11 protein-coding genes are annotated in these 15367 nt (G+C 37.0%); 10 read left to right on the top strand and 1 reads right to left on the bottom strand.

Going from position 1 to position 15367, the window contains the following annotated elements:
* Positions 1 to 324 precede the first annotated feature (324 nt).
* The 6 genes from LS64_RS00760 (at position 325) to LS64_RS00735 (ending at position 7922) form a co-directional block, all read left to right on the top strand.
* Positions 325 to 1008 carry an HP0838 family lipoprotein gene (locus LS64_RS00760; protein WP_052062339.1) on the top strand — a complete coding sequence of 228 codons (684 nt, stop codon included), beginning with the start codon at positions 325 to 327 and terminating at the stop codon, positions 1006 to 1008.
* 117 nt (positions 1009 to 1125) lie between these two features.
* On the top strand, positions 1126 to 3024 hold the full coding sequence (locus LS64_RS00755; protein WP_052062338.1) for an exo-alpha-sialidase: 1899 nt from the start codon (positions 1126 to 1128) through the stop codon (positions 3022 to 3024).
* 184 nt (positions 3025 to 3208) lie between these two features.
* Complete coding sequence (locus LS64_RS00750; protein WP_052062337.1) at positions 3209 to 4393, top strand: lysozyme inhibitor LprI family protein; 1185 nt, start codon at positions 3209 to 3211, stop codon at positions 4391 to 4393.
* Positions 4394 to 4438: 45 nt separating this feature from the next.
* The gene (locus tag LS64_RS00745) at positions 4439 to 5539 is read left to right on the top strand and encodes an ABC transporter permease (RefSeq protein ID WP_034570141.1); all 1101 of its coding nucleotides are present in this window, start codon (positions 4439 to 4441) and stop codon (positions 5537 to 5539) included.
* A complete protein-coding gene (locus tag LS64_RS00740) occupies positions 5540 to 5944 on the top strand; it encodes a tRNA nucleotidyltransferase/poly(A) polymerase family protein (RefSeq protein WP_034570138.1) in 405 nt (134 codons plus the stop codon). It begins immediately after the preceding gene.
* Between the two features lie 148 nt (positions 5945 to 6092).
* On the top strand, positions 6093 to 7922 hold the full coding sequence (locus tag LS64_RS00735) for a sodium:solute symporter family transporter (protein WP_034570135.1): 1830 nt from the start codon (positions 6093 to 6095) through the stop codon (positions 7920 to 7922).
* Between the two features lie 123 nt (positions 7923 to 8045).
* On the opposite strand, the gene LS64_RS00730 is transcribed toward LS64_RS00735, so the two are convergent.
* Entirely contained in the window at positions 8046 to 9407 is a 1362-nt protein-coding gene (locus LS64_RS00730; RefSeq protein WP_052062336.1) for a fibronectin type III domain-containing protein, read from the bottom strand.
* A 177-nt stretch (positions 9408 to 9584) separates the two neighbouring features.
* Here LS64_RS00730 and fliW point away from each other — a divergent pair, with 177 nt between their 5' ends.
* From fliW to LS64_RS00710, 4 genes are all read left to right on the top strand, one after another.
* Complete coding sequence (fliW, locus tag LS64_RS00725) at positions 9585 to 10436, top strand: flagellar assembly protein FliW (protein ID WP_052062335.1); 852 nt, start codon at positions 9585 to 9587, stop codon at positions 10434 to 10436.
* 47 nt (positions 10437 to 10483) lie between these two features.
* Positions 10484 to 10924, top strand: a complete 441-nt coding sequence (locus tag LS64_RS00720) for a flagellar export protein FliJ (RefSeq protein ID WP_034570132.1) — start codon at positions 10484 to 10486, stop codon at positions 10922 to 10924.
* Positions 10925 to 12367: a nicotinamide phosphoribosyltransferase domain-containing protein gene (locus LS64_RS00715; protein ID WP_034570129.1), complete on the top strand. Its 1443-nt coding sequence runs from the start codon at positions 10925 to 10927 to the stop codon at positions 12365 to 12367.
* Positions 12368 to 12712: 345 nt separating this feature from the next.
* The gene (locus tag LS64_RS00710) at positions 12713 to 15364 is read left to right on the top strand and encodes a TonB-dependent receptor domain-containing protein (protein WP_052062363.1); all 2652 of its coding nucleotides are present in this window, start codon (positions 12713 to 12715) and stop codon (positions 15362 to 15364) included.
* Positions 15365 to 15367 lie beyond the last annotated feature (3 nt).

The raw sequence follows: 15367 nt of genomic DNA, 5'->3' as shown, positions 1-15367 counted from the left end.
TAAAAGGGTGGTGGGTGGGCGATTAGGATATTAGAATCTAGATTCTATAACTTTTAACTATTTTATAGAAAATATAGAATCTAGGTTTTATCCATCGCTTTAAATAATGGGCGTTTAGGTTTTAAAATATAGAATCTAGATTCTATGAAATTTCACATTAAAGTGGATAGCTTAGAATAAAAGATTCTATACTTTTTAGCTATTTTATAGAAAATATAAAGTTTAGATTCTATAAATTGTTAGAATCTAGATTCTATCCTATCGCCCACCCACCACCCTATTTTTAGGAATCTTAGAATCTATTAAGCAAGGAAAAGGTCAAAAATGCGTAGAGTGTTTGTTAAAAGTGTTTTAAGTGTATCGCTAGGAATGATTATCGCGGCTTGCTCGTGGAAAAATGACGCGGAATTATCCCATCCGGGCAACCTAGATTCTATCCATTATGGTAATAATGGCATAAATCAGCCGATACCAAATAGTGGCTTAGTAGGGCAGAATGATGACTCTGTCTTTACGCCCGGAGAGCAGGATGCGCAAAATATCATTACTAGCGATTTAAAGCTGCTTTATATCAACACCGCGCCTTTTAAGTTTTATGACTACGCAAGGCTAAATACTTATCAAAGCGGACTTGTAAAAGTCGAGCTATTTAAATACGCGCAAACAATGGGTAGCATTCGCATTAAAAAAGGGCGAATGTGCGTGCTAACTGAGTGTAGCTATAAATGGCCTATTTCTAAAAAGTTCTTTGGTGCGGTAAGCTATGGCGATTTGTTTGAGGATATTTTGTTTGGTCGCGATATTTTCGGTGGCAAGGGCAAACAAATACTTGGTCCAAATGAAGTCGTGCAAAGATTCCAGCAAAGTGGTGAAATGATATATTATGAACGAAAGAAAGGGCATACTTTGTTTAAAAATATGACCACAGGCGTGACAATCGGTGTAGATGACTACGAGCCACTGCAGCCAGATAATGGCATAGTAAATAACCCCGCCATCCCGCAATAACCTTTTGCAATAACCTTTTGCAATAACTTTTTCACAATCTCCTTTTTATAATCTTAGTCTTATTTTTTATTTGATAGAATCTAGATTCTTATGTTTAAATGGAAGTATGTGTGTGTTATGAAAAATGTGTTTTTTATTTTGGCGTTTGTTGTTGTTTTGGTTTCGACGTTTGTAAGGTTAAAATGGCAGGAGTTTGACAAAAATAATTCTGGTTTTGTGTTGGCACAAAATAATATTTTAGATTCTAACTTTGATAGTAAAAAAGTTATTGAATCTGTAACTTTAGATTCTATGAAATCTAATATGTTATCATCCACTCGCAATGTTAAGGAAATGGATTCTATGGAATCTGGTGAGTTGCAAAGGCTTTTAAAATCTAGGGTTTTAAATAATCCGCCTAATTATTCACTTGATTCTAAAGGTGAGATTATTTTACCAGATAGTGAGTTTAAAATCATTCCAAATCTCGAGCTGCAGGTGCATGCAAGTGCAATTGTGGGCTTAAATTCTAAGCTTATGGTTTTGTTTTATGCGGGGACTAGGGAAGGAGATGCTGACGTAAAAATTTATCAAAGTTTTCTACCTTTAGATTATAAACAAAATACTGAATCTACTAATTTAGATTCTAAAAAATTAGCAAATATAGAATTTATAGATTCTAAAATCAATGAAAATTTTCAAACTACTAATAATATAGAATCTAATTTTGAAGATTCTATAAAAAATACAAAATCTACTAATTTAGATTCTAAAAAGTTAGTAAATATAGAATCTAACATTACGCAAAATTCGCATTTGCATTTTTTGTGTCAATCTATTCCCACCCTACCACCCTTTTGTAAGATTAATACAAAAAATGCGAATGCGAATTTTGCTAACATACAAGAATCTAGATTCTATAAAAACACTGAATCTAATAATAAAAATCTAATAAAGTTAGCAAATATAGAATTTATAGATTCTAAAATCAATGAAAATCTGCCCTTTGAATCTGCCCTAGTTTCAAAGTCCCGCCAGCACCCACCCATTGAAAAATTAGGACAGATTCAAAGGGCAAATTTTTCAACAAAACAAGATTCTATCCCAACGATAAATAAAACATGGAGTAAGCCGCGTGCCATACTTACTAAGCAGGACTTAGAAAGGCTGACAGGCAAGTATTTTAGAAAGCTTGGAAATCCTATTGTGTTTAAGGATAAAAGCGGCAAGCTGCACTGCTTTGTAGTCGGCGTAAGTCTTGGCGGCTGGGCGACTAGCAAGGTGTATCAGTTTGAGTTTGACGCATCTTACAATCTTGTCTTTAAGGGCGAGTTGCACCTTAGTCCTTTGGGAAATATGTCCTATCTTGTGCGAACTCCTGCGATAAATCTGCAAAATGGCGGATTTATGCTGCCCTTAGCGCACGAAATGTTTATCAAATATCCGCTTGTTGCCTACTTTGATTCTAATGCAAGGCTAAGATTTACGCAGAAAATCAATGATTTAAAATTCCACTTGCAACCTAGCATTATGCCGCTTAGTAATACCGAGTGTATCGGCATTTTCCGCTCTTATCTCTACGAGGAAAATCCGCCGATGATGACGCAAATTTGCAGTGATTTTGGCAATATTTGGCACAGCCCAAAGGCTAGTAATCTTACAAATCACGATGCTTCTTCTGTGCTGATTGCCTTTGAAAATAATGGACGCCAAGAGATTTTACTCGCACACAACGATACTTCGCGTAAGAATTTGAGCCTTTATTATTTGGTAGATTCTAACTTGCAAGATTCTAAAAATTTACAGAATCTAGATTCTAAAAATTTTACCACGCAAAATATGGAATCTAACCCAACGTTTAAAAAGCTATTTTTAATCGACTTACAAGATGGTGAAATAAGCTACCCAGCGATGTTTGTGGATAATGAGTATCTGCATATCACCTACACTTTTTATCGTAAAAATATTGCATATAAACGCATTAAACTAAGCACGATTGCAAAATTAATTGAATTAGATTCTAAAAATCACAAATAAATATTAAAATTAAGGATTTATTTTGGAAAAATTACAAAACGGCTAGGGTTAAAGTGGCGATAAAAGTTTTATAGAATCTAAATTTGTTTTCCTATCGCCCACCACCACCCTATTAAAGTGGAAGTCGCCCACCATCAAAAAAGCGAGTGAGTATCGCCCACCCTACTAAAATTAAGGAGAAAAAATGAAAAAAATTTGCGTGATTTTTTTGTGTGTTTTTGCGTTATTTACGCAGATTCAAGGCTTTGATTCTAAAGATGGCAAGCCTAGCTTTGATTGCTCTAAGGCTAAAAGCGTGGTCGAGCATTTGGTGTGCAATGATGTAGAGTTGGCGAATTTAGATTCTAAAATGGCAGCGATTTATAGACAAAAAAGCTCACAGCTTAATGCAGATTCTAAGAAAGAATTGCTAATGACACAACGCGAGTGGATAAAATCCTATAATAATTGCAAGACGCGTGAATGTGTAAAACGAGCTTTAGAAAATAGAATTTTTGTCATAGAGCGTTTCGGGATTCCTGTTATTTTTGATGATAGTGGGAATGCGAAGCCTAGCTTTGATTGTAAAAAGGCTACGAGTGTCGTTGAGAGCTTGATTTGCGCGGATTCTAACTTGGCTCAAATGGATTCTAAAATGGCGACTTTGTATAAGCAAAAACGCTCAAACGCAGACGAAGATTCTAAGCAAGAATTGCTAAAAACGCAGCGTGAATATATTAAAAAATCGCAAAATTGCAAGACTAAGAAATGTATAGAGCAACTTCTAGAATCTAGAATTTATTATCTACAAAACTATCAAGATTTGCAACTTTACACAACCCAAAATTATAACAAAGATTTCAACACAACGCCAAAAAATATAGAATCTAAACCCAAAAATATAGAATCTAAACCAACATTTACCCCTAAAAATAGCACCCTAAATATCGAGTATGAGGATACGCAGGATGTGCGGTATAGGCAGGATTCTAAGAGCAATTATAAGTGGAATGAAAGCCAAGAGCTTGAAACTAAAACCACGCAAAAGCTCGATGGATTCTATCTTTTGCGGCAGGATAGCCCGAATAAATATCGCGGTGAAATCAGCATTTCAAACTGCAAAAATGATGTGTGTGCTATTGAGTTTAGCGGGCAGGATAGTGAGAGCGTGTGCGTGCTAAAAAGCAAGGATATGTGGGTGAATGCGCGTGAAGGCGTGATTGAGTTTAGCAAGGCGGAGTTTAGCGGCTGCAAGATTTCTGTGACTTTTAGCAAAAATGGCTTGGTGCTAAATAAGCAAGAGTGGGCGCTAAATTGCAATAAAATCTGCCCTAGCATTGCAAGCGGCTTTAGGTTTAAAGAGGCGTATGATAGGAAACAAGCTAGGTAGAATCTAAAATAGATTCTAAAAGGAATTCTAAAAGTGAGAAAATAAATGTTACATAATCTAAAACTTTTCATTCAAAAAAATCTATTTTTTTGTATTATTTGGAGTGTGCTGCCTGTGTTTTTGGGTAGCCTTGCATATAGCATTTTTTTTCATAGCATTCCTACGAACTTGCCTGTGGGCATCATCGATAACGACCGCACCACGCTTAGCAACGACCTTGCCTTTTATATAGAATCTAGCCCCGCTTTGAGTGTGAAAAAGTATTACAATTCGCTTATGGAGGCAAAACGCGACCTTGATGATGGCGTGATTTTTGGTGTGGCGTTAATCCCGCAAAATTTCCAAGCAAATGTGCGAAAGGGCGTTGGCAGCGATGTTGGAATCTACTATAATGCACAGTTTGTGCTAATCGGTAAGTCGATAAATTCAGCCTTTTTGCAGATTCTAACAACCTTTAATGCCGTTAGCTATGTGGGTAAAAATCTCGCAACTGACGCAAATATGAATATCGCAAAAGCCAAAGCAATGCCCATAATCCCTAAGATTCAAGCGCTTTTTAACCCAAAAAATGATTATGCGCAATTTTTGCTAACGATAATTTTGCCTTGTATGTGGCAGATTTTGGTAGCGATTGGTATGCTAAATTTGCTAAATGAGACGCCTAAATCTTTGAGAGAAATAGCGGCGAAATTCGCCCTAAATATCGCACTTGCTGTGGCGTGGGGCTGCGTTATGATGGGCTTTTTTGGCGCACTTCATTATCCGCATGAGGGCAATATGAGCATTGTCATTTTGGCGATGGCGGTTTATGCGGGGGCGATGAGTTCGCTTGTGATTTGCTTTCAGGCGATTTTGCGAGAGAGTGCTAAAAGTATCAGCGTGATTGCCGCGTATAGTGCGCCTGCACTTGCATTTGCGGGGATTACTTATCCGCAAAATAGTATGGAGATTTTCGCGTCATTTTGGAGTCAGATTCTGCCGATTTCATATTTTATGAAGCTATATTTGCAGCAGGCAAACTACGGCTTAGATTCTATTTATAGCCTTAAAATCATCGCAAATTTATTGCCTTTTTACCTATTTTTAGGACTTGGCCTTTGTGTGTATTACTTGAGGATAGGAAAAGATTCTATGATAAGGATATAAATGCTAAAACAAACAATAAAGATACCTTGTAGTTTAAAAGAAATAATTAAGATTATAGAATCTAATGGATTTCAGGGCTTTATTGTGGGTGGGTGTGTACGTGATATTCTTATTGGGATACAACCAAAAGATTGGGATATTGCTACTAATGCACTGCCATGTCAAATTAAGGAAATTTTTAAGGACAATAAACAATTTAATATTTTTGATATTGGTGAAATATATGGCACATTAGGGCTTTTTGACAGGGTTTATAAAGTAATGTTTGAAATAACCACATATCGCATTGATGATAAATATAATGACTTTAGACGACCAAGTAATGTGAAATTTACCACTTCTTTAAAGCAAGATTTAAATAGGCGTGATTTTACTATAAATGCGTTAGCTGCTAAGATTTGTTAGGTTATTAGATTCTATAAAATTTTACAATCTTACACTTTTTCGAAAAAAAAACATTAATTTCGCTTTTTTTATTGAATATTTAAAAAGAATATTTAAAATATAGAATCTATGCAAGAATTTAGAGCAAGAATTTAAACAAGGACACAAAATGCAAAATAATGTTTTAGAAGTGCAAAGCCTTAGTTTTCCCATATTTGCGACATTTGGGCTGTATGCACTCGTTATGATTGCTATTGGATTTTATTTTTATAGAAAGACTAAGAATCCTGAGGAGTTTTTCCTTGGCGGGCGAAATGTTGGACCAACGGTTAGTGCGTTATCCGCGGGGGCTAGTGATATGAGTAGCTGGCTTTTGATGGGCTTGCCAGGGGCGTTATATGTCGCTGGTTTGCTAAATGCTTGGATAGCTATCGGGCTTAGCTGTGGGATGTTTATAAACTGGCTGCTTGTTGCCAAACGCCTTAGAATCTACACTGAAGTCGTGTCAAATTCGCTTACCATTCCTGATTATTTTGAGACGCGATTTAGCGATGATAAGCACATTTTGCGGCTTATTTCGGCGGTGGTGATTTTGGTTTTTTTCGTGTTTTATATCTCATCTGGGCTAATTGCTGGGGCGAAGCTTTTTGAGCAAACTTTTAATATTGACTATAAACTTTCCCTAATTATCGGTGCTGGAATAATCGTGGTTTATACATTTTTTGGCGGATATTTGGCGGTGTGCTGGACTGATTTGCTCCAAGGGCTTCTTATGATGGCAGCCTTAATTGCCGTCCCTGCCGTGCTTTTGTATCATCTAAATGGTCCTATTAACGCTGAAAATGAAGTGCATAAATACGATGCGAGTTACAATGAAATCGTGGAAAAAACGCAGAAATATGTGGATACTGAGTTTGATTCTATAATGCTGCAAACGCGTGAAAGTGTGGCTAGTGGCGATAAAGATTCTATTGTAAATAACCTTGATATGTTGGTTTTGGGCTTAAATGAGCTAGATTCTATAAGCCATCAAAATACAAAGGATACATTTAGCAAACTTTCAAGTGAAGTGGCAAAAGTTAGAGATTCTATAATTAAAAGCGAAAATATTTCTAAAAATGATAAGGATAGCATTTTGAAAATTCTAGATTCTATAGAATCTAGCAAAGCTAAAGCCTTGGAGATTAAAAATCACTTTTCATTTTTCCATGGCGTGACTTGGATACAGGTGATTTCGGCTGTGGCGTGGGGGTTAGGCTACTTTGGGCAGCCGCATATTATCGTGCGATTTATGTCGATTCGCTCTACGCGTGACATTCCAAAGGCTACTGCAATCGGTATGAGCTGGATGATTATAAGCCTTTGTGGTGCGTGCTTTGTGGGTATGCTGGGCTTGGCGTATGTGACAAAAAATAATCTTACGCTAAATGACCCGGAGACAATTTTTATAATTATGTCGCAGATTCTATTCAACCCTTGGATTACAGGGCTACTTTTATCGGCGTTGTTAGCGGCGATTATGAGCACGGCTAGCTCGCAACTCCTTGTATCCGCTAGCACCGTGGCTGAAGATTTTTACAAAAAGATTCTAAAAACGGATGCTACGCCAAAGCAAGTGATGTTTTTTAGCCGTGCAAGTGTCCTTGTGGTTAGCTTTGTGGCGTTTTTCTTAAGCATTGATGAAAACTCGACTATCCTTAGTATCGTGGCGTATGCGTGGGCTGGGTTTGGCGCGAGTTTTGGCTCGGTGATGATTTTTTCGCTATTTTGGCGGCGGATGACTAGGATGGGCGCGATTTGCGGGATGCTAACGGGGGCTATTGTCGTTGTCGTGTGGAAAAATTTTATTTATCAATATATACCGCTTTATGAGATTGTGCCGGGCTTTGTGTGTGCTAGTATTGTGATTGTGTGCGTTAGCCTACTGCAGCCTGTGCGTCCCGGGACAAAAGAAGCCTTTGATAAAATGATGAGCGAAATGAAAGCGGGGAATATATAGAAGCCAAGTTAATGATTGTCACAATAAACACATACCTTTTATAATTTAGATTCTATAGATGTTTTTTGGATGAAAAACTAAACCTGAAATTGTTTTTATAGAATCTTAAACTATTAACAAGACTTAAGTTTGCTTGTCTATAGTATCAGAATCTAAAGTAGGATTAGGTTCTTGATTAGATTCTTTTGGTGGAGTTTGAGATTCTAAGTTTTCTGTATTATCTTCTACTTTTTCTTCTTTTGGCAATTCTATTGTAATTTCAATTCTTTCACTTGGTTTAGATTCTATATTTAGCTTATCTACACTTAGCACGTAATATGTGTAGGTTACGCCAGGTTTAAGCTCTTTATCCACAAACTTCGTATCCTTTACACTAAAGCGATTCGCCTCGCCATAGCTCGCGCCAACTTTTACTACGACATATTTTTCCACACGCGGACTACTTAGCTTTTCCCACTGAAGCGTCAGCACATTATTATCTAGCACATTTCGCACAATTTTAGGCGTGGGCGGCGGCTCTAAAGTATTCCCCCGCACACCATTTTCGCCCATTTTAGATTCTAATCTAAATCTATCCACCGCCGTCACCTTATAGAATCTAACCGCACCATCAGCGTTAATATTATCCTTATAGCTAGTCCCATTCACAAAAGCAATCTTAGTATATCCCACAGCGCCCTTTGGCACAGCATCCACATTAGAATCCAAAGCCCACACATTATACCCTAGCACATCTTTATCTTCACTCTTATCCCAAGTCACATCGATATATTTTGGCTTATCACTGCTTGTTTTAATATTTGCAATCTGCGGCGGTGGCGCTTTTGTCTTGCCCTTTACCACTTGACTTGGCACTGATTTTGCCCCATCATAGCTCTGTGATAAGATTCTATACTCATACTCTTTATCACTTTCCAAATTATTATCAAAATACTCAACTAGCATTCGATTACTTGTCGAGCCGATGGCCACAAAGCCTTTCGCACCCTTGCGTTCAATAATGTAATTTTTCACCACAGGATTAGGGCTAGGCGACCAAAAAATCTTAATTTGCGAAGCCAAATTATTACTCGCATACACGAAGCTAACAGGGTCAATAAAGCTCGTTTTTACCTTCAAAGGCTCACTTTTGCGGCTCACTTTAGAATCTAGCCCCATAGTCGCAATGGCGTATTCATACTCAGTTTGTTGTTTCAATTTGCTATCATAATAATGCGTAGAAAAGGCATTTGGGATAGCCGCCACACGCGCCCACTCGCCCTTTTCACTCTTGCGATAAATCACATAGCCGCTTACATTTTGCGAGTTTTCAGGCATTTTCCACTCAAAGCCTATGCTTGTCACATCAGGCAGGGCGCGAAAAGTGCTCACACGCGGGAGATTTTCATCTATCTCATCTTTGGTAAAGTTTAATTTAGTAAAAGAACAAGCACTAAAATTTAATGTTATCAGTAACATAATTATGGGTGGAATATATCTTATCATTTTCTTCCTTGTTTTAAATCTTTGATGTTATTTTACAATGAATTTGTGGGATTTATAATTTTCCTTGTGTTCTCAAATTGCTAAAGCAATCTACAAATAAAACTGCTTTTTATCGGCACGTATTTTGCTTATTTTTAGATTTATCATATAGAATCTAACACGCAAAAGAAGTGAAAAATGAAAAATAAATATGTTTTGAAATCAAGTATTAATAACGCCCATCGCATTATTTGCAAGGATAATAGCGAGGTTTTTTTGGAGAAAATAGATTCTATTTTTGCGAAATTGCTCTATCAAAATAATGGCGAGAGCTACGAGTCACAGGGCATTTTATCGCATGTTAAGGGGCTAAATTTAATTAGCAAAAAAAGCCTTTTTATGAATTATAGCGATGATGAGGCGATAAAAAAATACAATCAAAAGGCGAGTTTCGAGTTAGATTCTAAACTAGATTCTAATGACACACAAAAGCTAAATGAACTCGTGCGAAACGCGCAAAAAAGCAAGGCAGACATTATGTTTAAGGCACTTCATAATCCGCAAGGCAAAGTCGATGTCGCACCAAATAACATAAATAGCGAGTTTTTTACGCATATAAGTGATGAAAAGGGCGAGTATGCGGGCTTTGGGGCGCGTGATAATGAGCTAAATTTTAGCGGGATTAAGAATGTTTTAAGCGGCGATTCTAAGGATTTGATAGAATCTAATATTGCAGATTCTAAAGAAACCTTGCAAGATTCAAAACCGCAAGAAACAAAAGAAAACATCCTAGCCCTAGTCAATCCCTACAAGCTACGCGAATACTCATTTGTCGTGCCAGAATACATTAGCATCATCCTAAATGTCACGCCAAAAAGCAAGATTTATGTGTATTGCCCGCTTGATTTAAATAGTCCGCTTGAAAACTCCATTGTGAATTATCTTTTCCCCATAATTTTTAACACAGAAACAAAACTCGCCGCCCAAATCCCCCTATCCATAATGGACTACCCTGACTTCAACCCACAAAGTTTAAGGAAATATTTATAGAATCTAAAAAACTTAGGATAAAATTAGCCATAAACTAAGGATAACAAATGCTAAAACAAATGCTAAATTTAGTAAAAGTCGCCAAGCAAAAACTAGATTCTAAAGAGAGAGAGTTACAAAGAAATCAAATAGCAATTTTACGTAAAAACGAACAAATAGATTCTATAAATTTTGCAATTTCAAACACGCAAATGCCAAATGGTGGCAGTTTTAGCACATATCAAATACAACGAGAAGCAATAAACGCGCACTTATATGAAATAGAAGAAATTAAAGGGCAAATCGCACTTTTAAAACAACAACAAGAGCATATAAAAAATGATATAAAAGTCGCACACATTGAGCATGAAAAAATGAAACATATTTATGAAAAAGCACGTGATGAAGCCACTTTGCAAGCCCAAAAGATAGAATCTAAAAATATAGATGAAGTAACAATAATGCTACACACAAGGCAAAAAATAAGCGAAATCTACAAAGGCAAATAAATGTTACAAAATGAATATCCAAAGCTACTTTTTATTAGTGATTGTTACAAATATACACATGCGGCGATGTATAGAGATGATGTGGAGGAAGTGTATTCGCTCCTTTATTGTCGTAAGCCGCGGATGGACTTAAGCCCGTTAAATGGGCATATTGTGGCATTTGGTATGCGTCAAGCAATTGCCAAACTCCAAAATCTTTACAATGAGTTTATAAACACTGATAAAAATATAGTAAAAAAAGCCCTAGATTTCCTATACAGCGACTTTATGAAGCTTGATAAGGCGCAAAAAGTCTATGATTTTTTGCTGCAAAAATGGCTTGATTTACCGCCAAAAATGCCTGTGATTTTCAAAGTCGTGCCAGAAGCTACTTTTATACACAATGACTCGCCGATAATTTCGATAATGTGTGTAGAAAAGAAACATTGTTGGTTTGTGAATTTCATTGAAACTTATCTAAATAGCGAGTTATGGAAAAGCTGCTTTATTGCGACAAAAGCTGCACTTTTTAAAAGAATCGAATTTGACTGCTTAGGATATTACTTAGATTCTAGCTATAATTTTCACGATTTTTCTGCGCGCGGTATGAATGGCATACAAGACTGCTACACAAGTAGCGTTGGGCATTTGCTTTTTTTTAGTGGGACAGATTCTATAATGGGGCTTAAAAATGTGCTTGATAATTATGGTGGAGCGTTACAAAATGTAACGCGTAATCTAGGCTCAATCCCAGCCAGCGAGCATAGCGTAATGTGCCTTGGTGGGCAGAGTAACGAGCTTGAGACTTTTAAATATATTATGCAGGAGTTCCCTACTTCGCCTGTCTCTATCGTGGCGGATACTTGGAATCTGTGGGATATTATTGACAAGCTGCGATTTGACATTGACGCGTATAATATGATAATAAATCGCGAAAAGCCAGTGATTTTGCGACCTGATAGCGGCGACCCATTCTTAATTTTGACAGGAAATGATAGTGCGAATGATTCGCGTGAGAAAAAGGGCGTGATACGGCTTGTGAATGAGTATTTTGGCTTTGATAAGGTTAAAATCATTTATGGTGACGCGATAACGACTGATAGGGCGCGCGAGATTTATAGATGGTGCAAGGATAATGGCTTTAATCCTACGCATTTTTTGTGTCTTGGGGTCGGCAGCTATGCGTATAACTCGGGCATCCGCGATGATGTTGGCTTGGTAACGAAAATGACTTGGGCTAAAATCAATGGTAAATCTACGCATTTAATCAAAAGTCCCATCACAGGCAAGGATAAAATCTCGCTATCTGGCAAGGTTGGCATTAAGAAAAACTCACGTGAAGTCGTGCAGTATATGGACTATGAGCTTGAAAATGACTTGCTAAACACGGATTTAAGTTTGCAAAATCTAGATTCTATAAGGCAGAATGCAAAAGACGAGTTCCTCCGCGCCATTGCATTATAAATTTTCCACAATAAAATAGATTCTATCAATGTTACTTTTTGTAATTTGCTTGATAAAAATTTTACATTTTTTTGAAATTTTCTTGTGTTTGTGTGAAAAAATATTTATAATTCTACAAAATTTTATAAATGATTTAGATTCTTAGAATTTAATATCTTATAAAGTGGGTTCTTATTTTGTGATATTAAATAATAAAGTCTAGATTCTATAATTATATAAGGAGATAGTTATGAAATTTAATAGTTTTGGGCTTTTTGTTTCTTTTAGTGTGGCTAGTATTTTGAATGTTACTCCTGTGTTTGCAAATACTCTTACAAACGGGGGGGGGGGGTAACACCTAGTTTTATGGAATCTGGCAAGAAAGATTCTAAAGAAAATATAGAATCTAGTTTGCAAGATTCTATAAATTTGGCTTTAAATGAAAAGCAAGATTCTAAACAAACTAAAAATATTTTGCTAACGCAAAATGAACCCACCGCTATATTACCCACCCCCCTAACCCCCCTCCGCAAGGGAGGGGGGAACACAACCCCACAAGATTCTAAAGAAAACTTAGAATCTAATACCACAAATTCTAAGATTACAAATAATATAGAATCTAAAAACACAGATTTTATAACTTTAGCTTTTAATGAAAAAGAAGATTCTAAAAATTGTCAAGGTGTGGATTGCTTCGCTAACGCTCGCAATGACGCAACAAACATAGAATCTAACTCGCAAGATTCTATACAAACTCACGCAAACATAGAATCTAACACCAAAGATTCTATAAATTTAGCTTTAAACAACACCAAAGATTCTAAAATCTTAACTCTAGCCGATAACGAAGATTCTAACACAAATATAGAATCTAACACAAGCGAAAATGCCACAAATAGTGACAACACAAACGATACAAGTGATAAAAATATAAAAACCTACATCATTGATAAAGTCGTAACCACAGCCCGAGGCACTGAGCAATTACTAAAAGATGCTCCCGCTAGTATCACGGTTATAAGCCGTGAGGATTTAGAAAATAAGCCACATAGAGATTTAGCCGAAGCTTTAAGTGATATTCCGGGTGTGGATATCGCTAGTGAGCAGGGCAAAGTTGGCGGATTGAAAGTAACGATACGTGGGCTGCCATCTCAATACACTTTGATTCTAATCGATGGTAAAAGGCAAAATCCAGCCGGTGATATGCACACGGATAATCCGGGCTGGGCGCAAACTGACTATGCTTTTATGCCGCCCTTGTCTGCTATTGAGCGAATTGAGGTGATACGCGGACCTGCCTCTACGCTTTATGGTAGCGATGCTATCGGTGGTGTTATCAATATTATCACTAAAAAAAGCATTGATAAATACGGCGTTAGCGTTGGCATTGAAACGATACAAAATGAAAATCGCAAATTTGGCGGCACTTATATCGCCTCTCTTTTTGGCACTATTCCTATTATTAAAAATACGCTAGGTTTGCAGCTACGCGGTCGTGGTTTATATCGTGAGCCAAGCAATGTAACTTATACTTACATAGATTTAAATGGGAATACGCAAGTGGGTGCACCGCGATACACTGGTAGCCCGACAGAGGCTTATACTTATGACTTAGGAGCGCGCATTCTTTATAATCTAGATTCTAAAAATCATATATATTTTGACGTGCAAGGCGGACAGCAGTGGTATGATAATAGCAAAGGGCAACTAGGCGAGATAGAATCTTATGCAAATAACGGCACACATCGCGGTCCTGCGGGGAATATGCCAACTTATGTCGTGTATAGAAATAACTATATTTTAGCACATAAAGGCGATTATGATAAATTTAGCATTGAAAACTCCATTCAATTTAATCAAAGCTGGAATCTTGGTCGCCGCGTCCCTTATACAAACTCTATAAATGTAGGGCAAAATCGCAATATCGAAGGCAAAGACTTTCTTTTAGAATCTAAGGCATTTATGGACTTGCCTTTTGATAATTTTTTAAGCTTTGGTGGGAGCTATTATTATACATGGTTTCAAGATAAGGTCGTGGCTAATCCTTTTGATAATCATATCGTTGCACTTTTTGCAGAGGATGAGTGGAGTATATTAGATAATCTTAAATGGACTTTGGGTGTTAGAGAAGACTGGAGCTATAGATTTGGATTCCATACATCGCCTAAAACGTATTTAATGTATGAGCCTATTGATGATTATTTAGTGCTTAAAACGGGCTTTTCTATGGGGTATAAAAATCCGGGGCTAAATCAGCTAGTAGCAGGAGTGTATGGCTTTAACTCCACAGGCACAGGTGCTAGGTATGGGAATCCTAACTTGCGACCTGAGCAAAGTTGGAATTATGAATTTAGCGTGCTAAGTAGCAATGAATATTATGATGCTGGGGCTACATATTTTTATACATTCTTTTGGGATAAAATCGATGTGAAAGGCTTATCAACGCAAGAAGGCAGTGCGTTATGCGGCGTGACAAGCTGTTCTCAAGCGGTAAATGTAGACCAAAGCTACTTGCAAGGTGTGGAGCTTTTTGCAAGTTTAAAACCGCTTTTTGGCGTTAGTGCTGATATTAGCTATACATTTATAGATTCTAAGCAGATTAAAAATAGCCTTACGCCGACTTTGCAAGGCTATCCGCTAAGTGATGTTTTATCTCATAGAGTAAATGCAAAGCTTGGATATAGTATAAATTTTGGTAAAACACAGAATCTTTATGTATTTATACGCGGCGAGTGGCAAGGACCACGCTTTCGTGGCTGGGACCCTGATAGAAACTGGCGAAGTATCGCTGTGATGGGAAATTATTATAAAAGCTTTTTTCTTATGGACTTAGGTTTAACATATAGATTCAATGAAAAGTGGAAATTTAACTTTGGAATCTATAATCTTTTGGATAAAGACTTCGCCGACTTTAGAGAATATATAAATGTAAATGGACGTGATACAAACCGCCAAAATATGTATGCCGTGCTATATGAAGGTCGCCGCTACTGGTTAAGTGTCAATATGGATTTTTAGATT

The sequence above is a fragment of the Helicobacter saguini genome, assembly GCF_000762875.2.
Taxonomy (GTDB): domain Bacteria; phylum Campylobacterota; class Campylobacteria; order Campylobacterales; family Helicobacteraceae; genus Helicobacter_A; species Helicobacter_A saguini.
This window is presented reverse-complemented; position numbering and strand designations above follow the sequence as displayed.

Excerpts from the sequence above, each read along its gene's own strand:
- LS64_RS00760 (WP_052062339.1), top strand. The coding sequence starts at position 325 with ATGCGTAGAGTGTTTGTTAAAAGTGTTTTAAGTGTATCGCTAGGAATG.
- LS64_RS00755 (WP_052062338.1), top strand. The coding sequence starts at position 1,126 with ATGAAAAATGTGTTTTTTATTTTGGCGTTTGTTGTTGTTTTGGTTTCG.
- LS64_RS00750 (WP_052062337.1), top strand. The coding sequence starts at position 3,209 with ATGAAAAAAATTTGCGTGATTTTTTTGTGTGTTTTTGCGTTATTTACG.
- LS64_RS00745 (WP_034570141.1), top strand. The coding sequence starts at position 4,439 with ATGTTACATAATCTAAAACTTTTCATTCAAAAAAATCTATTTTTTTGT.
- LS64_RS00740 (WP_034570138.1), top strand. The coding sequence starts at position 5,540 with ATGCTAAAACAAACAATAAAGATACCTTGTAGTTTAAAAGAAATAATT.
- LS64_RS00735 (WP_034570135.1), top strand. The coding sequence starts at position 6,093 with ATGCAAAATAATGTTTTAGAAGTGCAAAGCCTTAGTTTTCCCATATTT.
- LS64_RS00730 (WP_052062336.1), bottom strand. The coding sequence starts at position 9,407 with ATGATAAGATATATTCCACCCATAATTATGTTACTGATAACATTAAAT.
- fliW (WP_052062335.1), top strand. The coding sequence starts at position 9,585 with ATGAAAAATAAATATGTTTTGAAATCAAGTATTAATAACGCCCATCGC.
- LS64_RS00720 (WP_034570132.1), top strand. The coding sequence starts at position 10,484 with ATGCTAAAACAAATGCTAAATTTAGTAAAAGTCGCCAAGCAAAAACTA.
- LS64_RS00715 (WP_034570129.1), top strand. The coding sequence starts at position 10,925 with ATGTTACAAAATGAATATCCAAAGCTACTTTTTATTAGTGATTGTTAC.
- LS64_RS00710 (WP_052062363.1), top strand. The coding sequence starts at position 12,713 with ATGGAATCTGGCAAGAAAGATTCTAAAGAAAATATAGAATCTAGTTTG.